Source organism: Kitasatospora sp. NPDC089797 (assembly GCF_040684795.1).
Taxonomy (GTDB): Bacteria; Actinomycetota; Actinomycetes; order Streptomycetales; family Streptomycetaceae; genus Kitasatospora.
The window spans coordinates 23,476-40,610 of record NZ_JBFBGS010000003.1 but is presented as its reverse complement, the minus strand read 5'-3'; the positions used below and the strand labels follow the sequence as shown (position 1 = coordinate 40,610).

Below are 17,135 nucleotides of genomic sequence, written 5' to 3'. Positions count from 1 at the left end.
AAGTTGATGCGGTACGGCCGTATGTGCACCAGGCCCCTCGTGGGCGCTGGTGTGAGCAGCGGCCGGCCCGTCAGCTCTCGTTGACGATCAGGAGAAAGCTGTGATCCAGCAGGAGTCGCGACTGCGTGTCGCCGACAACACGGGCGCGAAGGAAATCCTTTGCATCCGCGTTCTCGGTGGCTCCGGTCGTCGCTACGCCGGTATCGGGGACGTCATCGTCGCGACCGTCAAGGACGCGATCCCCGGCGGTTCGGTGAAGAAGGGTGACGTCGTCAAGTGCGTCGTCGTCCGTACCGTGAAGTCGCGTCGTCGTCCGGATGGCTCGTACATCCGCTTCGACGAGAACGCCGCGGTCGTTCTGAAGAACACTGATGGTGACCCCCGTGGCACCCGCATCTTCGGCCCGGTGGGCCGCGAGCTGCGTGACAAGAAGTTCATGAAGATCATCTCGCTTGCGCCGGAGGTGCTCTAACTCATGGCGAACAGCATGAAGATCAAGAAGGGTGACCTGGTTCAGGTCATCACCGGCAAGGACAAGGGCAAGCAGGGCAAGGTCATCCAGGCCATGCCGGCTGAGAACAAGGTCCTGGTCGAGGGTGTGAACCGGGTCAAGAAGCACACCAAGCCGGGCCCGGGCACTCAGGGTGGCATTGTCACCGTCGAGGCCCCGGTGCACGTCTCCAACGTCCAGCTGGTCGTGGAGAAGGACGGCAAGAAGGTCGTCACCCGCGTTGGCTACCGCTTCGACGACGAGGGCAACAAGATCCGCGTTGCCAAGCGAACCGGTGAGGACATCTGATGTCTGAGACGACTGTTGAGAAGGTGACCCCCCGTCTCAAGGAGCGTTACAACTCCGAGATCAAGGGTCAGCTGCAGGAGGAGTTCTCGTACGAGAACGTCATGCTGATCCCCGGCCTGGTCAAGGTCGTGGTCAACATGGGTGTCGGCGAGGCTGCCCGTGACAGCAAGCTGATCGAGGGCGCGATCCGCGACCTGACCGCGATCACCGGTCAGAAGCCGGCCGTGACCAAGGCTCGCAAGTCCATCGCGCAGTTCAAGCTGCGCGAGGGCCAGCCGATCGGCACCCACGTCACCCTCCGTGGTGACCGCATGTGGGAGTTCCTGGACCGTCTGGTGTCGCTGGCCCTGCCGCGTATCCGTGACTTCCGTGGCCTCTCCCCGAAGCAGTTCGACGGCCGTGGCAACTACACCTTCGGTCTGACCGAGCAGGTCATGTTCCACGAGATCGACCAGGACAAGGTCGACCGTCAGCGCGGTATGGACATCACCGTCGTGACCACCGCTCAGACCGACGACGAGGGCCGGGCGCTCCTGCGCGCTCTGGGCTTCCCGTTCAAGGAGGCGTGAGCCAATGGCGAAGAAGTCCCTCATCGCGAAGTCCGAGCGGAAGCCGAAGTTCGGCGTCCGGGCCTACACCCGGTGCCAGCGGTGCGGTCGTCCGCACTCGGTGTACCGCAAGTTCGGCCTGTGCCGTGTCTGCCTCCGTGAGATGGCGCACCGCGGCGAGCTGCCGGGCGTGACCAAGAGCTCCTGGTAGTCCTTCCCTCCGGGAAGACGGCCAGAGCTCCAGGCACCGCAAGCGAAGCAGAGGTGCCCGATCCCACACCGCCCGTTTTTGGGCTGCCGTACGGATTCCCGTAAGGTGGTGGGGTCGGGCCCCCTGCCACGGCTTCCCCATGGATGTCCGTGGCCCTCTCAGGGAGGGCTCGCACCCAGTCTTACGACGTCGCAGGTCCCCTGCGCTTGTGCCTCTGCCGCACTCGAAAGAGTGCGGAAGGGGGACCTGGCGCGGAGAAACCGCGGCGAGAGAGGCCTGAGGCCATCATGACCATGACCGACCCCATCGCAGACATGCTCACGCGTCTGCGTAACGCGAACTCGGCGTACCACGACTCCGTGGCGATGCCGGCCAGCAAGATCAAGGCGCACGTCGCCCAGATCCTGCAGCAGGAGGGGTACATCTCCTCCTACAAGGTTGAGGAGCCGGCTGAGGGCGAGGTCGGCAAGAAGCTGACCATCGAGCTCAAGTTCGGTCCCAACCGTGAGCGCTCCATCGCCGGCATCAAGCGCATCAGCAAGCCGGGTCTGCGCGTTTACGCAAAGTCCACCAACCTGCCGAAGGTCCTCGGTGGCCTGGGCGTGGCGATCATCTCCACGTCCTCGGGTCTCCTGACCGACAAGCAGGCTGCCAAGAAGGGCGTAGGCGGAGAAGTTCTCGCCTACGTCTGGTAATTCGGGAAACGGAGGTACAGCAATGTCTCGCATTGGACGGCTGCCCATCTCGGTTCCCGCCGGCGTGGACGTCACCATCGATGGCCAGGCGGTCTCGGTGAAGGGCCCGAAGGGCTCGCTCACCCACGTTGTCGCCGCGCCGATCGAGATCGGCAAGGGCGAGGACGGCACTCTGGCCGTCACCCGCCCCAACGACGAGCGTCAGTCGAAGGCCCTGCACGGCCTGACCCGCACGCTGGTGGCGAACATGATCACCGGCGTGACCGCGGGCTACCGCAAGTCGCTGGAGATCAGCGGTGTTGGTTACCGTGTGACCGCGAAGGGCTCCGACATGGAGTTCGCGCTCGGTTACAGCCACCCGATCCTGATCACTGCGCCGGAGGGCATCTCCTTCGTCGTCGAGTCGCCCACCAAGTTCCACGTGGACGGCATCGACAAGCAGAAGGTCGGCGAGGTCGCCGCGAAGATCCGCAAGCTGCGCAAGCCCGACCCGTACAAGGCCAAGGGCGTCAAGTACGCGGGCGAGGTCATCCGCCGCAAGGTCGGAAAGAGTGGTAAGTAAGCGATGAGCGTCTCTGTCAAGATCGGCAAGGGCAACGCCTACAAGAGCGCCGCTCGCAAGCGCCGCGCGATCCGCGTTCGCAAGCGCGTCGTCGGCACCGAGGTGCGTCCGCGCCTCGTCGTGACGCGCTCGAACCGTCACATGGTCGCCCAGGTCATCGACGACGCCAAGGGTCACACCCTGGCGTCGGCGTCCACCCTCGACGTGTCCATCAAGGGCGCCGAGGGCGACAAGACCGAGCTGGCCAAGAAGGTCGGGAGCCTGGTCGCCGAGCGCGCCAAGGCCGCCGGCATCGAGTCGGTCGTCTTCGACCGCGCGGGCAACCGGTACGCCGGCCGCATCGCCGCCCTGGCGGACGCGGCCCGCGAGGCCGGGCTCGACTTCTAAGCCGCTCGTCGACTCTGTCGACGGACGTAAACGAGAGAGGTAAATCCAATGGCTGGACCCCAGCGCCGCGGTAGCGGCGCCGGTGGCGGCACCGGTGGCGAGCGGCGCGACCGTAAGCGTGACGACCGGGGCAACGCCCCCGCCGTCGAGAAGACCGCTTACGTCGAGCGCGTTGTCGCGATCAACCGTGTCGCCAAGGTTGTCAAGGGTGGTCGTCGCTTCTCCTTCACCGCGCTCGTCGTGGTGGGCGATGGCGATGGCACCGTGGGTGTCGGTTACGGCAAGGCGAAGGAGGTTCCGGCCGCCATCGCGAAGGGTGTCGAGGAGGCCAAGAAGAACTTCTTCAAGGTCCCCCGTATCCAGGGCACCATCCCGCACCCGATCCAGGGTGAGAAGGCCGCCGGCGTCGTGCTGCTGAAGCCCGCCGCCCCCGGTACCGGTGTTATCGCCGGTGGTCCGGTGCGCGCCGTCCTGGAGTGCGCCGGCATCCACGACATCCTGTCGAAGTCGCTCGGCTCGGACAACGCGATCAACATCGTGCACGCCACCGTGGTGGCTCTGAAGGGCCTCGTTCGCCCCGAGGAGATCGCCGCCCGTCGTGGCCTGCCGCTGGAGGACGTGGCCCCCGCCGCTCTGCTGCGGGCGCGTGCTGCTGGGGTGAGCGCCTGATGGCTCGCCTGAAGATCACGCAGACCAAGTCGTACATCGGCAGCAAGCAGAACCACCGTGACACCCTGCGTTCGCTTGGTCTCAAGCGCATGCACGACGTCGTGGTCAAGGAGGACCGTCCCGAGATCCGCGGGATGGCCCAGACGGTCCGTCACCTGGTGACGGTTGAGGAGGTGGACTGATCATGGGCGACAACCCGATCAAGATCCACAACCTGCGTCCCGCCCCGGGTGCCAAGACCGACAAGATCCGTGTGGGTCGTGGTGAGGCCTCCAAGGGTAAGACTGCCGGTCGTGGTACCAAGGGCACCAAGGCCCGCTACCAGGTTCCGCAGCGCTTCGAGGGTGGCCAGATGCCGCTCCACATGCGCCTGCCAAAGCTGAAGGGCTTCAAGAACCCGTTCAAGATCACCTTCCAGGTCGTCAACCTCGACAAGCTGGCCGAGCTCTACCCGCAGGGTGGAGAGGTCACCGTCGAGGACCTGGTCGCCAAGGGCGCGGTTCGCAAGAACTCCCTCGTCAAGGTGCTCGGCACCGGCGAGGTCTCGGTTGCGCTGCAGGTGACGGTCGACGCCGTCTCCGGCTCCGCCGCCGAGAAGATCAAGGCCGCCGGCGGTACGGTCACCGAGCTCGTCTGAGCCCGCTGAACCCGCCGACACCCGGCTTCGAACCCCGCACCTCCTTCGGGAGGTGCGGGGTTCGTGCTTTTACCGGGGCTTTCATCCCGGGGCCGAAATCGAGTGCACCCGGCGGTCGTTCTTTTGTGTGGCAAAACCGGGCATCCCGTACCCCCGTGAGTGGGGGAGGGACGGTACGCGCTTCTTTCGAGTGGCCGTGCACTGTTAGAGTCCGTGGAGTTCCCTTGTAGGCTGCGCGTAGGCTCGCCTATGCCGTCTGTACGGGAGCCCGAACCGCAAACTCCCCAATCCAGAACCGACCCTCCCGCCGACGACGCGCGGGAGGCGCAGGAGGCACCGTGCTCAGTGCGTTCGCGCGGGCGTTCCAGACGCCCGACCTGCGCAAGAAGCTGCTGTTCACGCTGGGCATCATGGTGCTGTTCCGGCTGGGCTCTCACATCCCGATCCCGGGCGTCGACTTCAAGGCCGTCAACGTCTGCGTGGCCAACACCAGCAAGAACGGCCTGTTCGGGCTCGTCAACCTGTTCAGCGGTGGCGCGCTCCTCCAGCTGACGATCTTCGCCCTCGGCATCATGCCGTACATCACGGCGAGCATCATCCTCCAGCTCCTCACCGTCGTGATCCCGCGACTGGAGTCGCTGAAGAAGGAGGGGCAGGCCGGCCAGGCGAAGATCACCCAGTACACGCGGTACCTGACGATCGCGCTCGCGGTGCTCCAGGGCACCGGCATCGTGGCCACGGCCTCCAGCGGCGCCCTGTTCTCGGGTTGCCCGGTCGCCAACCAGATCGTCCCGGACACCGGGGTGTTCCGGATCGCCGTCATGGTCATCACGATGACGGCCGGCACCACGGTCATCATGTGGCTGGGCGAGCTGATCACGGACCGCGGCATCGGCAACGGCATGTCGCTGCTGATCTTCACCTCGATCGCCGCGCAGTTCCCGTCGTCGATGTGGAACATCAAGCAGTCCGGCACCATCGGCGGCGGCTGGGTCGAGTTCCTCTCGGTGGTCGCGGTCGGCATCATCGTCGTGATGCTCGTCATCTTCGTCGAGCAGGCCCAGCGTCGGATCCCGGTCCAGTACGCGAAGCGCATGATCGGCCGCCGGGCGTTCGGCGGCACCTCGACCTACATCCCGCTCAAGGTGAACCAGGCCGGTGTCATTCCGGTCATCTTCGCCTCGTCGCTGCTCTACATCCCCGCCCTGGTGGTCCAGCTGACCAACAGCCAGGCGGGCTGGGCGGTCTGGATCAGCCGGAACTTCATCAAGGGTGACCACCCGATCTACATGGCCACCTACTTCCTGCTGATCGTGTTCTTCGCGTTCTTCTACGTCGCCATCTCCTTCAACCCCGAAGAAGTTGCCGACAATATGAAGAAGTATGGTGGCTTCATCCCGGGCATCCGGGCCGGCCGGCCCACGGCCGAGTACCTGAACTACGTGCTCACCCGCATCACGTGGCCGGGTTCGCTCTACCTGGGCATGATCGCGTTGATCCCGATGATCGCCCTCGTCGCCTTCGGACAGCAGACCAACTTCCCGTTCGGCGGCACCAGCGTGCTCATCGTCGTCGGCGTCGGACTCGAAACTGTGAAGCAGATCGAGAGCCAGCTCCAGCAGCGCAATTACGAAGGGTTCCTCCGCTGATGCGTATCGTCCTCGTTGGTCCTCCCGGGGCCGGGAAGGGTACTCAGGCGCACCTGCTCGCCAAGACCCTGTCCATCCCCCACATCTCCACCGGCGACCTGTTCCGCGCGAACATCGGCCAGGGCACCCCGCTGGGGCTCGAGGCCAAGAGCTACATGGACGCGGGTCGCCTGGTGCCGGATGAGGTCACCATCGGGATGGCCAAGGACCGGATGCTCCAGCCGGACGCCGAGGGCGGGTTCCTGCTCGACGGCTTCCCCCGCAACCTCGGCCAGGCCGAGGCGCTCGACGCGATCCTCGCCGAGCAGGGCATCGAGCTGGACGGCGTCCTGGACCTGGAGGTCCCCGAGGACGAGGTCGTGCGCCGGATCGCCGGCCGCCGCCTGTGCCGCAACGACGGGGGCCACGTGTTCCACGTGGACTACAACCCGCCGAAGGTCCAGGGCGTCTGCGACGAGTGCGGCGGCGAGCTGTACCAGCGCTCGGACGACACCGAGGAGAAGGTGCGGACCCGCCTGGAGGTCTACCACACGGAGACCGAGCCGATCATCGACTACTACGCCCAGCAGGGCCTGGTGGCGACGATCTCGGCGCTCGGCAAGGTGGACGAGGTCACCCAGCGCGCGATCGAGGCGCTGAAGAAGAACGGCTGAGTTCGCTCGGCGAGGTACGCGTGGAACGGCCGGGTCGCCCGAGGAGCGGGCGGCCCGGCCGTTTTCGACGTCGTACCGTGGTAGGCAGTGGTAATCCGGACTTGGAAGGCGTGACCCTGATGGTGGAGATCAAGACCCCCGAGCAGATCGCGAAGATGCGGGCGGCCGGGCTGATCGTGGCGGAGGCCCTCAAGGCCTGCCGCGAGGCGGTCGCTCCCGGGGTGACCACCCAGGAGCTCAACGACATCGCCGACAAGGTCATCACCGGCCACGGCGCCACCTCGAACTTCCGGGCCCACCACGGCGGCCTGTGGTTCCCCGGCGTGATCTGCGCCTCGGTGAACAACGAGGTCGTGCACGGCATCCCGGGGGAGCGGGTGCTGCAGGAGGGCGACATCATCTCGATCGACTGCGGCGCCATCCTGGACGGCTGGCACGGCGACTCGGCGATCACCGTCGCGGTCGGCGAGGTCCGCCCGGAGGTCGAGATGCTCAGCCGGGTGACCGAGGGCTCGATGTGGGCCGGCATCGCCCAGATGAAGAAGAACAACCGCCTGGTGGACGTCTCCAAGGCGATCGAGGGCTTCATCCGCCGCCAGCCGCTGCCGCCCAAGGGCAAGTGGGGCATCACCGAGGGCTACGGCGGCCACGGCATCGGCACCGCGATGCACATGGAGCCGCACGTGCTGAACTACGTCGAGCGCGGCCGCGGCAAGGGCCCCAAGCTCGTTCCCGGCACCGTGCTGGCGATCGAGCCGATGGTCTCCCTGGGCACCCCGCACACCACGGTGCTGGAGGACGACTGGACGGTCGTCACCAACGACGGCACCTGGGCCTCGCACTGGGAGCACTCGGTGGCCGTCACCGAGCAGGGCCCGCTGGTGCTGACCGCCTTCGACGGCGGCAAGGCCGAGCTCGCCAAGCTGGGCGTCACCGCGGCGCCGGACCCGCTGGCCTAGTCGCCGCGGCGGGCAACTTCCGCCACTGACAAGGGATCAGAGCCCTGGAGGTTTGGACCTCCAGGGCTTTTGTCCTATTTTTAACGGCTGGCAGTGGCAGTTGGCTTACGAGCGAGCAGGAGAGAGCACGTGCTCAAGGGATTCCGCGACTTCATGATGCGCGGCAACGTCATCGACATGGCGGTCGGTGTGGTCATCGGCGCCGCGTTCACCGCGGTGGTGACCGGCTTCGTGTCCGCCTTCCTCACCCCGCTGGTGGGCGTGGTGGTCGGGGCGGCCGGCGACTTCAGCTCGTACACGGCGACGATCCTCGGGGTGAAGTTCCCGTACGGGCAGTTCCTGAACGTGCTGATCGCCTTCTTCATGACCGCCGCGGTGCTGTACTTCTGCGTCGTGCTGCCGATCACCAAGGCGACCGCGAAGTACCTGCCGAAGAAGCCGAAGACCCCGATGCGCCCCTGCCCCGAGTGCCTGACCGAGATCCCGGAGGCGGCCCGCCGCTGCTCGGCCTGCACCGCCCACGTCGACCCGCTGACCGTCTCCGCCGGGGTCTGAACCGCCCGGTGTGACGGCGGCCTCCTTCCGGGGCCCCGTTTTGGCCCGTGGGACGCGCTGGCGTAGGATGGACCGTCGGCTCACTCGTAGCGTGCTTCAGCACGCCCTCTTCCCCTCGGGGCTGGGGTGAACCCAGGTTCGCACGAGCGTTCCGCATACGGTAGCCGGTCCCGGAAGGTGGATCTCGCAGTTCATGGCTAAGAAGCAAGGCGCCATTGAGATCGAGGGCACCGTGATCGAGTCTCTTCCGAACGCGATGTTCAAGGTCGAGCTGCAGAACGGTCACAAGGTCCTCGCGCACATCAGTGGCAAGATGCGCATGCACTACATCCGCATCCTGCCGGACGACCGGGTCGTCGTGGAGCTCAGCCCCTACGACCTCACGCGCGGCCGGATCGTCTACCGCTACAAGTAAGAACGTCAGATCTAGACCCGGAGAACCTGAACATGAAGGTCAAGCCGAGCGTCAAGAAGATCTGCGACAAGTGCAAGGTGATCCGCCGTCACGGCCGGGTCATGGTGATCTGCGACAACCTGCGCCACAAGCAGCGCCAGGGCTGATCTCTCCCCAGCATTTCTCGTAGTACTTCGCGCGACGCGAAAACGTCATAAGCGGGCTACCCGATCCGTCCGGTTGCGGACGGACTGCCGCCCCCGGTCAGAGGCCGGGGCTCCCTCACCGTGAGGTGTCGGAGTAGGTAGCACGCAAGACCTCTGAAGAACCACAGGAGCCTTGAATGGCACGCCTCGCCGGCGTTGATCTCCCCCGTGAGAAGCGGATCGAGATCGCCCTTACCTACGTGTACGGCATCGGCCGTACCCGCGCCCAGCAGACCCTCGCCGAGACCGGCGTCAACCCGGATGTCCGCGTTCGCGACATCACCGAGGAAGACCTCGTCAAGCTCGGCCAGTACATCGACGCCAACTACACGGTCGAGGGTGACCTCCGCCGTGAGGTGGCCGCCGACATCCGCCGCAAGGTCGAGATCGGCTGCTACGAGGGTCTGCGTCACCGCCGTGGCCTGCCGGTCCGCGGCCAGCGCACCCACACCAACGCGCGTACCCGCAAGGGCCCGCGTCGCGCGATCGCCGGTAAGAAGAAGCCGGGCAAGAAGTAGTCCGTCCCGTAACCGGACATCCCTCCGGCCCGCGGGTCAGCGGACCGACCACCTCAGTAGGAGAACAGACTTATGCCCCCCAAGGGTCGTCAGGCTGCCGGCGCGAAGAAGATCCGCCGCAAGGAAAAGAAGAACGTCGCTCACGGCCACGCGCACATCAAGAGCACGTTCAACAACACCATCGTTTCGATCACCGACCCCTCGGGCAACGTGATCTCCTGGGCCTCCGCCGGCCACGTCGGCTTCAAGGGCTCGCGCAAGTCCACCCCGTTCGCCGCGCAGATGGCCGCTGAGGCCGCTGCCCGTCGCGCGCAGGAGCACGGCATGCGCAAGGTCGACGTCTTCGTGAAGGGTCCGGGCTCCGGCCGCGAGACCGCGATCCGTTCGCTCCAGGCCACCGGCCTGGAGGTCGGCTCGATCCAGGACGTCACCCCCACCCCGCACAACGGCTGCCGTCCGCCGAAGCGCCGCCGCGTCTGACGCAGCGCCTTCGGGCACGCAGTACCTGCTGTAAACCTCGTACGGGGTCCCGTTTTCGACGGGACCCCGTACGCTTGGTCCTGTCGGCATCAAATAGTGGGTGCCGAAGACAACCGGAGGATTACCCCCCATGCTTATCGCTCAGCGTCCCTCGCTGACCGAAGAGGTCGTCGACGAGTTCCGCTCCCGGTTCGTGATCGAGCCGCTGGAGCCGGGCTTCGGCTACACCCTCGGCAACTCCCTGCGCCGCACGCTCCTGTCGTCGATCCCGGGTGCCGCTGTCACCAGCATCCGCATCGACGGCGTCCTGCACGAGTTCACCACCGTGCCGGGCGTCAAGGAGGACGTGACCGACCTCATCCTCAACATCAAGCAGCTGGTCGTCTCCTCGGAGCACGACGAGCCGGTCGTGATGTACCTGCGCAAGCAGGGCCCGGGTGTCGTCACCGCCGCCGACATCGCCCCGCCGGCAGGTGTCGAGGTGCACAACCCGGAGCTGGTCCTCGCCACGCTGAACGGCAAGGGCAAGCTGGAGATGGAGCTGACCGTCGAGCGCGGTCGCGGCTACGTCTCCGCCGTCCAGAACAAGGCTTCCGGCCAGGAGATCGGCCGCATCCCGGTCGACTCGATCTACAGCCCCGTGCTGAAGGTCACCTACAAGGTCGAGGCCACCCGTGTCGAGCAGCGGACCGACTTCGACAAGCTGATCGTCGACGTCGAGACCAAGCCCGCCATGCGTCCGCGCGACGCCATGGCCTCGGCCGGCAAGACCCTGGTGGAGCTGTTCGGCCTCGCCCGCGAGCTGAACATCGACGCCGAGGGCATCGACATGGGCCCGTCCCCGACGGACGCCGCCCTGGCCGCCGACCTGGCGCTGCCGATCGAGGAGCTGGAACTCACCGTCCGCTCCTACAACTGCCTCAAGCGCGAGGGCATCCACACCGTGGGTGAGCTCGTCGCCCGCTCCGAGGCCGACCTGCTCGACATCCGCAACTTCGGTGCGAAGTCGATCGACGAGGTCAAGGCGAAGCTGGCCGGCATGGGCCTGGCCCTCAAGGACAGCCCGCCCGGTTTCGACCCGACCGCCGCCGCCGACGCCTTCGGCGCCGACGACCTGGACGACGCGGGTTACGCGGAGACCGAGCAGTACTAAGAGATTTGGCCGCGGGGGCGGTTCCACGGAGCCGCCCCCGTCGTCATGGAAGTCGTACGGGCAACAGTGCCGGTACGCCCGCTGCGGTACCTGATACGGCCGTAGTCGGAGATTCAAGGAGTCACCATGCCGCGTCCCACCAAGGGTGCCCGCCTCGGCGGCGGCCCGCACCACGAGCCGCTGCTGCTCGCCGGTCTGTGCCGGGAGCTGTTCCAGTACGGCCGCATCACCACGACCGAGGCCAAGGCCCGTCGGATGCGCCCGCTGGCGGAGAAGCTGATCACCAAGGCGAAGAAGGGCGACATCCACAACCGTCGCCTGGTGCGCAAGACCATCACCGACATCTCGGTGCTGCACACCCTCTTCACCGAGATCGCGCCGCGCTACGAGAACCGCCCGGGTGGCTACACCCGCATCACCAAGATCGGTCCCCGTCGTGGCGACAACGCCCCGATGGCCGTGATCGAGCTGGTCGAGGCGCTGACCGTCGCGCAGACCGCCGTCGGCGAGGCCGAGGGCGCCACCAAGCGTGCCGTCAAGGAGGCCGACGCCAAGGTCGAGGCCAAGGCCGACGAGGCCGAGGCCACCGAGCAGGCCTGACACCTCCAGGTGTGATGCGGGCCCGCTTCCCCAGCGATGGGGGAGCGGGCCCGTTCCTTATTCGTAGGAGCAGGAGCAAGTGGTCAACGATTGCGCCGAGCAGCCGCCGGTGAAGGACGGCCCGGCCGACGGGTACGTCCGGGTCCGGCTCGACCTCGCCTACCAGGGCGCCGAGTTCTCCGGCTGGGCCCGGCAGAAGGGCGGCCGGCGGACGGTCCAGGAGGAGATCGAGACCGCGCTGCAGATCGTCACCCGCAGCCCGGAGCTGTTCCCGCTGACCGTGGCCGGCCGCACCGACGCCGGCGTGCACGCCCGCGGGCAGGTCGCCCACGTCGACCTGCCCGCCGAGCTGTGGGAGGCGCACCGGGAGAAGCTGCTGCGCCGGCTCGCCGGGCGGCTGCCGGGGGACGTCCGGATCTACCGGGTGGGAGCCGCGCCGGCCGGGTTCGACGCCCGCTTCTCGGCGATCTGGCGCCGGTACGCGTACCGGGTCGCCGACCACCCCGGCGGGGTCGACCCGCTGCTGCGCGGGCACGTGCTCTGGCACGACCGGCCGCTGGACGTGGACCGGATGAACGAGGCCGCGAAGCTGCTGCTCGGCGAGCACGACTTCGCCGCGTACTGCAAGAAGCGCGAGGGCGCCACCACCATCCGCACCCTGCTGGAGCTGCACTGGGACCGCGTCCCGGTGGACGGCTACGCCAGCCAGGAGGGCAGCCTGGCGGTCGCCACCGTCCGGGCCGACGCCTTCTGCCACAACATGGTCCGGGCGCTGGTCGGCGCGATGCTGCTGGTCGGCGACGGGCACCGGCCGGTGGAGTTCCCCGGCGAGGTGCTGGCCGGCGGGGTCCGCAACTCGGCGGTCAACGTGATCCGCCCCTACGGGCTCACCCTGGAGGAGGTCGGCTACCCGGCGGACGACCAGCTCGCCGAGCGGAACCGGCAGGCCCGGCGGATGCGCACGCTGCCCGGGCAGCCCGCCGTCTGGTAATCCGTTTTGGCCGGGGGCGTCCGCTTGGGACAATCGCTCCCATGGGACACGTCGAGATTTCGCACCTTGAGTACTACCTGCCGGACGGACGGGTGCTGTTCGACGACGCGTCCTTCCGGGTCGGCGAGGGCGCCGCGGTCGCCCTGGTCGGCGCCAACGGCGCGGGCAAGACCACCCTGCTGCGCATGATCGCGGGGGACATCCAGCCGCACGGCGGCACGGTGACGATCAGCGGTGGGCTCGGCGTGATGCGCCAGTTCGTCGGCACCACCGGCCGGGAGGACCAGAGCGCGACCCCGGGCGCGCTGCCGGCCGACGCCTCGGTCCGCGACCTGCTGGTCTCGGTCGCCCCGGAGCGGATCGCCAAGGCCGCCCGCGCGGTGGACGCCGCCGAGCTGGCGATGATCGCCCAGGACGACGAGAAGACGCAGATGGCGTACGCCCAGGCGCTCTCCGACTGGGCGGACGTCGGCGGCTACGACTACGAGACGGACTGGGACGTCTGCACCACGGCCGCCCTCGGGATGCCCTTCGACAAGGCCCAGTGGCGCGGCCTGAGCACCCTCTCCGGCGGCGAGCAGAAGCGCCTGGTGCTGGAGGCGCTGCTGCGCGGCCCCGAAGAGGTGCTGCTGCTCGACGAGCCGGACAACTACCTCGACGTGCCCGCCAAGCGCTGGCTGGAGGAGGCCGTCAAGGCCACCTCGAAGACCGTCCTGTTCATCTCGCACGACCGCGAGCTGCTCTCCCGCACCGCCGACAAGATCATCAGCGTCGAGTCCGGCGCCGCCGGCAGCAGCGTCTGGGTGCACGGCGGCGGCTTCGACAGCTTCCACGAGGCGCGCAAGGACCGCTTCGCGCGGTTCGAGGAGCTGGGCCGGCGGTGGGACGAGGAGCACGCCAAGCTCAAGAAGCTGGTCGTCACCCTGCGCCAGGCCGCCTCGGTCAGCCACGCGCTCGCCACCCGCTACGCGGCCGCCCAGACCCGCCTGAAGAAGTTCGAGGAGGCCGGCCGGCCGGAGGAGCCCCCGCGCGAGCAGAGCATCACCATGCGGCTCAAGGGCGGCCGCACCGGCATGCGGTCCTTCACCCTGGAGCAGCTGGAGCTCACCGGGCTGATGCAGCCCTTCGACCTGGAGGTGTTCTACGGCGAGCGGGTCGCGGTGCTGGGCGCCAACGGGGCCGGCAAGTCGCACCTGCTGCGGCTGCTCGCCGGCGACGACAGCGTCGCCCACACCGGCGGCTGGAAGCTCGGCGCCCGGGTCGTCCCTGGCCACTTCCGGCAGACCCACGCCCACCCGGAGCTGTTCGGCCGCACCGTCCGCTCGATCATCGAGGAGGAGCACGCGCTCAGCCGCGGCGCCGCGATGGGCGCGCTGCGCCGGTACGAGCTGGACCGGCAGGAGGAGCAGAAGTTCGAGTCGCTGTCCGGCGGGCAGCAGGCCCGGCTGATGATCCTCAAGCTCGAACTCTCCGGCGTGACGGCCCTGTTGCTCGACGAGCCGACCGACAACCTGGACCTGGAGAGCGCCGAGGCGCTGCAGGCCGGGCTGGAGGCCTTCGAGGGCACCGTGCTGTGCGTCACCCACGACCGCTGGTTCGCCAAGACCTTCGACCGCTTCCTGGTGTTCGGGGCGGACGGCCGGGTCTTCGAATCGCCCGAGCCGGTCTGGGACGTCACCCGGGTGGAACGCGAACGCTGAGTGACGGGCGGGTGGGACCCGAGCGATTTTTGACCCCTTCCCGCCCGCCCGGTAACCTGGACGCTTGATGTGCGTATTGGCTCGCTCTATCTCACGTGAGAGGTCGGTACGCCGGAGACATCAGGTCGACGACCAGCGGTCCCCCCTTGAATTGCGTCCAAGGTGGGCCAGGCTGCTCTTCCGTCCGGGTGCTCCTGTCAGGACTCACTCACTGAAAAGCGAAGGCTACGACCGTGCGTACGTACAGCCCCAAGCCCGGCGACGTCCAGCGTCAGTGGCACGTCATCGACGCGACCGACGTCGTGCTCGGCCGCCTGGCCTCCCAGGCCGCCAACCTCCTCCGGGGCAAGCACAAGGCGATCTACGCGCCGCACGTTGACACTGGTGACTTCGTCATCATCATCAACGCCGACAAGGTGCACCTGTCCGGTAACAAGAAGACCCAGAAGCTGGCCTACCGCCACTCGGGCTTCCCGGGCGGTCTGCGCTCGGTGCGCTACGACGACCTGCTGACGAACAACCCGGAGAAGGCCGTCGAGAAGGCCATCAAGGGCATGATCCCCAAGAACAGCCTGGGCCGTCAGATGCTCTCGAAGCTGAAGGTCTACTCGGGCGACCAGCACCCCCACGCTGCCCAGCAGCCGGTGCCGTTCGAGATCACCCAGGTCGCGCAGTAATTCGGCCACCAAGCCCCCCAACACTGAAAAGAGCTGAGGATCATCGTGGCCGAGACCACTGAAACCCTTGAGGTCGACTTCGACGAGGCCGTTGAGGCCGTCGAGGGCGAGTACACCTCCGAGGAGAGCTACACCTCCGAGTCCCTGGCCGGCCGCTTCGGCGAGGCCACCCCGGGCGCCGGACTGGGCCGCCGCAAGGAGGCGATCGCCCGCGTGCGCATCGTCCCCGGCACCGGCCAGTGGAAGATCAACGGTCGCACCCTCGAGGGTTACTTCCCGAACAAGGTGCACCAGCAGACCGTCAACGAGCCCTTCAAGCTCCTCGAGCTGGACGGCCGTTACGACGTCGTCGCCCGCATCAGCGGTGGCGGCGTCTCCGGTCAGGCCTACGCGCTGCGCCTCGGCGTGGCCCGCGCCCTGAACGAGGCCGACGTGGACAACAACCGCGGCGCCCTCAAGAAGGCCGGCTTCCTGACCCGTGACGCCCGCGCCGTCGAGCGCAAGAAGGCCGGTCTCAAGAAGGCCCGCAAGGCGCCGCAGTACAGCAAGCGCTAATCGCGTCCCGGGGGGTGCGGTCCGCCCTGGCGGCGCACCCCCCTGGTTGCGCAAACCGTCGCCCCGGAGTACCTCGTGTACTCCGGGGCGACGTGTTCCCCGGCTAACGTGCGGCGGCCGGGTCATCGGTGGGTTCCGAGCATGGTGATGGAGGACGGGACAGTGGGACGACTCTTCGGTACGGACGGCGTACGCGGCGTGGCCAACGAGGGCCTGACGGCGGAGCTGGCGCTCGGCCTGTCGGTCGCGGCCGCCCACGTGCTCGGCGAGGCCGGCGCCTTCGACGGGCACCGGCCGGTCGCGGTGGTCGGCCGTGACCCCCGTGCCTCGGGCGAGTTCCTGGAGGCCGCGGTCATCGCCGGCCTGGCGAGCTCCGGCGTCGACGTCCTCCGGGTCGGCGTCCTGCCCACCCCCGCCGTGGCGTACCTCACCGGCGCGCTCGGCGCCGACTTCGGCGTGATGCTGTCCGCCAGCCACAACGCCATGCCGGACAACGGCATCAAGTTCCTCGCCCGGGGCGGTCACAAGCTGGACGACCGGATCGAGGACGCGATCGAGACCCACTACCGCAAGCACACCGTGGGCGGCGAGGACTGGAACCGCCCGACCGGTGCCGCCGTCGGCCGGGTCCGCGAGTACACCGAGGGCTTCGACAAGTACGTCGCCCACCTGATCGGCGTGCTGCCCAACCGCCTGGACGGCATCCGGGTCGTCATCGACGGCGCCCACGGCGCCGCCGCGTACGTCGCCCCCGAGGCCTTCGCCCGGGCCGGCGCCGAGGTCGTCCACACCCTGGGCGCCGAGCCCACCGGCCTCAACATCAACGACGGCGTCGGCTCCACCCACCTCGACCGGCTGCGCGTCGCGATGAAGGAGCACCGGGCCGACCTCGGCATCGCCCTGGACGGCGACGCCGACCGCTGCCTGGCCGCCGACGCCGAGGGCAACGAGGTGGACGGCGACCAGATCATCGCCATCCTCGCCGTCGCCATGAAGGAGGCCGGCACCCTGCGCCGCAACACCGCGGTCGCCACCGTGATGTCCAACCTCGGCTTCAAGCTGGCGATGCAGCGCGAGGGCGTCGACCTGGTGGAGACCGCCGTCGGCGACCGCTACGTGCTGGAGGCGATGAAGGAGCAGGGCTTCGCGCTGGGCGGCGAGCAGTCCGGCCACGTCATCCTGCTGGACCACGCCACCACCGGTGACGGCACCCTGACCGGCCTGATGCTGGGCGCCCGGCTGGCCGCCACCAAGCAGCCGCTGGCCGACCTGGCCGCCGTGATGACCCGGCTGCCGCAGGTGCTGATCAACGTCAAGGGCGTCGACAAGAGCCGGGTGCGGACCAGCACCGAGCTGGCCGCCGCCGTCGCCGAGGCCGAGGCCGAGCTGGGCTCCACCGGCCGGGTGCTGCTGCGCCCCTCCGGCACCGAGCCGCTGGTCCGGGTCATGGTCGAGGCCGCCGACCCGGCCCAGGCCGAGACGGTCGGGCAGCGCCTGGCCGAGGCGGTCCGCACCCACCTGGGCTGACCCCCGTACG

The 17,135-nt window shown here is 68.1% G+C and carries 25 protein-coding genes; all 25 read left to right on the top strand.

Annotated features, from left to right (window positions below; genetic code table 11):
• Window positions 1-100: 100 nt before the first annotated feature.
• The 25 genes from rplN (at window position 101) to glmM (ending at window position 17,125) form a co-directional block, all read left to right on the top strand.
• On the top strand, window positions 101-472 hold the full coding sequence (gene rplN / locus AB0O91_RS03455; RefSeq protein ID WP_030393301.1) for a 50S ribosomal protein L14: 372 nt from the start codon (window positions 101-103) through the stop codon (window positions 470-472).
• A gap of 15 nt (window positions 473-487) precedes the next feature.
• Window positions 488-799, top strand: a complete 312-nt coding sequence (gene rplX / locus AB0O91_RS03450) for a 50S ribosomal protein L24 (protein ID WP_030232484.1) — start codon at window positions 488-490, stop codon at window positions 797-799.
• Window positions 799-1,368 carry a 50S ribosomal protein L5 gene (rplE, locus tag AB0O91_RS03445; RefSeq protein ID WP_363427433.1) on the top strand — a complete coding sequence of 190 codons (570 nt, stop codon included), beginning with the start codon at window positions 799-801 and terminating at the stop codon, window positions 1,366-1,368. Before rplX ends, rplE begins: the two co-directional genes overlap by 1 nt.
• A gap of 4 nt (window positions 1,369-1,372) precedes the next feature.
• Window positions 1,373-1,558 carry a type Z 30S ribosomal protein S14 gene (locus tag AB0O91_RS03440; RefSeq protein ID WP_030055830.1) on the top strand — a complete coding sequence of 62 codons (186 nt, stop codon included), beginning with the start codon at window positions 1,373-1,375 and terminating at the stop codon, window positions 1,556-1,558.
• A gap of 287 nt (window positions 1,559-1,845) precedes the next feature.
• Window positions 1,846-2,253 carry a 30S ribosomal protein S8 gene (gene rpsH, locus AB0O91_RS03435; RefSeq protein WP_030280781.1) on the top strand — a complete coding sequence of 136 codons (408 nt, stop codon included), beginning with the start codon at window positions 1,846-1,848 and terminating at the stop codon, window positions 2,251-2,253.
• A gap of 22 nt (window positions 2,254-2,275) precedes the next feature.
• Window positions 2,276-2,815, top strand: coding sequence for a 50S ribosomal protein L6 (gene rplF, locus AB0O91_RS03430; RefSeq protein WP_350511315.1), 540 nt, complete (start codon window positions 2,276-2,278; stop codon window positions 2,813-2,815).
• 3 nt (window positions 2,816-2,818) lie between these two features.
• Window positions 2,819-3,202, top strand: coding sequence for a 50S ribosomal protein L18 (gene rplR, locus AB0O91_RS03425; RefSeq protein WP_030280785.1), 384 nt, complete (start codon window positions 2,819-2,821; stop codon window positions 3,200-3,202).
• Window positions 3,203-3,250: 48 nt separating this feature from the next.
• Window positions 3,251-3,871, top strand: coding sequence for a 30S ribosomal protein S5 (gene rpsE / locus AB0O91_RS03420; protein WP_363427432.1), 621 nt, complete (start codon window positions 3,251-3,253; stop codon window positions 3,869-3,871).
• Window positions 3,871-4,053: a 50S ribosomal protein L30 gene (rpmD, locus tag AB0O91_RS03415; protein WP_030251557.1), complete on the top strand. Its 183-nt coding sequence runs from the start codon at window positions 3,871-3,873 to the stop codon at window positions 4,051-4,053. Before rpsE ends, rpmD begins: the two co-directional genes overlap by 1 nt.
• Window positions 4,053-4,508, top strand: a complete 456-nt coding sequence (gene rplO, locus AB0O91_RS03410) for a 50S ribosomal protein L15 (protein ID WP_363427749.1) — start codon at window positions 4,053-4,055, stop codon at window positions 4,506-4,508. The genes rpmD and rplO overlap by 1 nt, the downstream gene beginning before the upstream one ends.
• Window positions 4,509-4,846: 338 nt before the next feature.
• A complete protein-coding gene (gene secY / locus AB0O91_RS03405; protein WP_363427431.1) occupies window positions 4,847-6,157 on the top strand; it encodes a preprotein translocase subunit SecY in 1,311 nt (436 codons plus the stop codon).
• Window positions 6,157-6,810, top strand: a complete 654-nt coding sequence (locus AB0O91_RS03400; RefSeq protein ID WP_363427430.1) for an adenylate kinase — start codon at window positions 6,157-6,159, stop codon at window positions 6,808-6,810. The genes secY and AB0O91_RS03400 overlap by 1 nt, the downstream gene beginning before the upstream one ends.
• Window positions 6,811-6,929: 119 nt before the next feature.
• Window positions 6,930-7,769 carry a type I methionyl aminopeptidase gene (map, locus tag AB0O91_RS03395; protein WP_363427429.1) on the top strand — a complete coding sequence of 280 codons (840 nt, stop codon included), beginning with the start codon at window positions 6,930-6,932 and terminating at the stop codon, window positions 7,767-7,769.
• 129 nt (window positions 7,770-7,898) lie between these two features.
• Window positions 7,899-8,324: a large conductance mechanosensitive channel protein MscL gene (mscL, locus tag AB0O91_RS03390; protein ID WP_363427428.1), complete on the top strand. Its 426-nt coding sequence runs from the start codon at window positions 7,899-7,901 to the stop codon at window positions 8,322-8,324.
• 193 nt (window positions 8,325-8,517) lie between these two features.
• Window positions 8,518-8,739 (top strand): translation initiation factor IF-1, encoded by a 222-nt coding sequence (infA, locus tag AB0O91_RS03385; RefSeq protein ID WP_003956442.1) that lies wholly within the window; start codon window positions 8,518-8,520, stop codon window positions 8,737-8,739.
• A 32-nt stretch (window positions 8,740-8,771) separates the two neighbouring features.
• Window positions 8,772-8,885, top strand: a complete 114-nt coding sequence (gene rpmJ, locus AB0O91_RS03380) for a 50S ribosomal protein L36 (RefSeq protein WP_003956441.1) — start codon at window positions 8,772-8,774, stop codon at window positions 8,883-8,885.
• Window positions 8,886-9,061: 176 nt separating this feature from the next.
• Window positions 9,062-9,442: a 30S ribosomal protein S13 gene (gene rpsM / locus AB0O91_RS03375; protein ID WP_148644398.1), complete on the top strand. Its 381-nt coding sequence runs from the start codon at window positions 9,062-9,064 to the stop codon at window positions 9,440-9,442.
• Window positions 9,443-9,514: 72 nt separating this feature from the next.
• Window positions 9,515-9,922, top strand: a complete 408-nt coding sequence (gene rpsK, locus AB0O91_RS03370) for a 30S ribosomal protein S11 (RefSeq protein ID WP_014136257.1) — start codon at window positions 9,515-9,517, stop codon at window positions 9,920-9,922.
• 130 nt (window positions 9,923-10,052) lie between these two features.
• Entirely contained in the window at window positions 10,053-11,075 is a 1,023-nt protein-coding gene (locus tag AB0O91_RS03365; protein WP_030055844.1) for a DNA-directed RNA polymerase subunit alpha, read from the top strand.
• Window positions 11,076-11,201: 126 nt separating this feature from the next.
• Window positions 11,202-11,675, top strand: coding sequence for a 50S ribosomal protein L17 (gene rplQ, locus AB0O91_RS03360; protein WP_363427427.1), 474 nt, complete (start codon window positions 11,202-11,204; stop codon window positions 11,673-11,675).
• Window positions 11,676-11,754: 79 nt separating this feature from the next.
• Complete coding sequence (gene truA / locus AB0O91_RS03355) at window positions 11,755-12,666, top strand: tRNA pseudouridine(38-40) synthase TruA (protein ID WP_363427426.1); 912 nt, start codon at window positions 11,755-11,757, stop codon at window positions 12,664-12,666.
• A 41-nt stretch (window positions 12,667-12,707) separates the two neighbouring features.
• Window positions 12,708-14,366 carry an ATP-binding cassette domain-containing protein gene (locus AB0O91_RS03350; RefSeq protein WP_363427425.1) on the top strand — a complete coding sequence of 553 codons (1,659 nt, stop codon included), beginning with the start codon at window positions 12,708-12,710 and terminating at the stop codon, window positions 14,364-14,366.
• A gap of 233 nt (window positions 14,367-14,599) precedes the next feature.
• Entirely contained in the window at window positions 14,600-15,043 is a 444-nt protein-coding gene (gene rplM, locus AB0O91_RS03345) for a 50S ribosomal protein L13 (RefSeq protein ID WP_363427424.1), read from the top strand.
• 45 nt (window positions 15,044-15,088) lie between these two features.
• Window positions 15,089-15,598: a 30S ribosomal protein S9 gene (gene rpsI / locus AB0O91_RS03340; protein WP_229928575.1), complete on the top strand. Its 510-nt coding sequence runs from the start codon at window positions 15,089-15,091 to the stop codon at window positions 15,596-15,598.
• Between the two features lie 162 nt (window positions 15,599-15,760).
• The gene (gene glmM / locus AB0O91_RS03335) at window positions 15,761-17,125 is read left to right on the top strand and encodes a phosphoglucosamine mutase (protein ID WP_363427423.1); all 1,365 of its coding nucleotides are present in this window, start codon (window positions 15,761-15,763) and stop codon (window positions 17,123-17,125) included.
• The last annotated feature ends 10 nt before the right edge of the window (window positions 17,126-17,135 follow it).

What these genes read in the sequence shown, in the direction of transcription:
- rplX (WP_030232484.1), top strand. Translation starts at nt 488, where the DNA reads ATGAAGATCAAGAAGGGTGACCTGGTTCAGGTCATCACCGGCAAGGAC.
- rplE (WP_363427433.1), top strand. Translation starts at nt 799, where the DNA reads ATGTCTGAGACGACTGTTGAGAAGGTGACCCCCCGTCTCAAGGAGCGT.
- AB0O91_RS03440 (WP_030055830.1), top strand. Translation starts at nt 1,373, where the DNA reads ATGGCGAAGAAGTCCCTCATCGCGAAGTCCGAGCGGAAGCCGAAGTTC.
- rpsH (WP_030280781.1), top strand. Translation starts at nt 1,846, where the DNA reads ATGACCATGACCGACCCCATCGCAGACATGCTCACGCGTCTGCGTAAC.
- rplF (WP_350511315.1), top strand. Translation starts at nt 2,276, where the DNA reads ATGTCTCGCATTGGACGGCTGCCCATCTCGGTTCCCGCCGGCGTGGAC.
- rplR (WP_030280785.1), top strand. Translation starts at nt 2,819, where the DNA reads ATGAGCGTCTCTGTCAAGATCGGCAAGGGCAACGCCTACAAGAGCGCC.
- rpsE (WP_363427432.1), top strand. Translation starts at nt 3,251, where the DNA reads ATGGCTGGACCCCAGCGCCGCGGTAGCGGCGCCGGTGGCGGCACCGGT.
- rpmD (WP_030251557.1), top strand. Translation starts at nt 3,871, where the DNA reads ATGGCTCGCCTGAAGATCACGCAGACCAAGTCGTACATCGGCAGCAAG.
- AB0O91_RS03400 (WP_363427430.1), top strand. Translation starts at nt 6,157, where the DNA reads ATGCGTATCGTCCTCGTTGGTCCTCCCGGGGCCGGGAAGGGTACTCAG.
- map (WP_363427429.1), top strand. Translation starts at nt 6,930, where the DNA reads ATGGTGGAGATCAAGACCCCCGAGCAGATCGCGAAGATGCGGGCGGCC.
- infA (WP_003956442.1), top strand. Translation starts at nt 8,518, where the DNA reads ATGGCTAAGAAGCAAGGCGCCATTGAGATCGAGGGCACCGTGATCGAG.
- rpmJ (WP_003956441.1), top strand. Translation starts at nt 8,772, where the DNA reads ATGAAGGTCAAGCCGAGCGTCAAGAAGATCTGCGACAAGTGCAAGGTG.
- rpsM (WP_148644398.1), top strand. Translation starts at nt 9,062, where the DNA reads ATGGCACGCCTCGCCGGCGTTGATCTCCCCCGTGAGAAGCGGATCGAG.
- rpsK (WP_014136257.1), top strand. Translation starts at nt 9,515, where the DNA reads ATGCCCCCCAAGGGTCGTCAGGCTGCCGGCGCGAAGAAGATCCGCCGC.
- AB0O91_RS03365 (WP_030055844.1), top strand. Translation starts at nt 10,053, where the DNA reads ATGCTTATCGCTCAGCGTCCCTCGCTGACCGAAGAGGTCGTCGACGAG.
- rplQ (WP_363427427.1), top strand. Translation starts at nt 11,202, where the DNA reads ATGCCGCGTCCCACCAAGGGTGCCCGCCTCGGCGGCGGCCCGCACCAC.
- AB0O91_RS03350 (WP_363427425.1), top strand. Translation starts at nt 12,708, where the DNA reads ATGGGACACGTCGAGATTTCGCACCTTGAGTACTACCTGCCGGACGGA.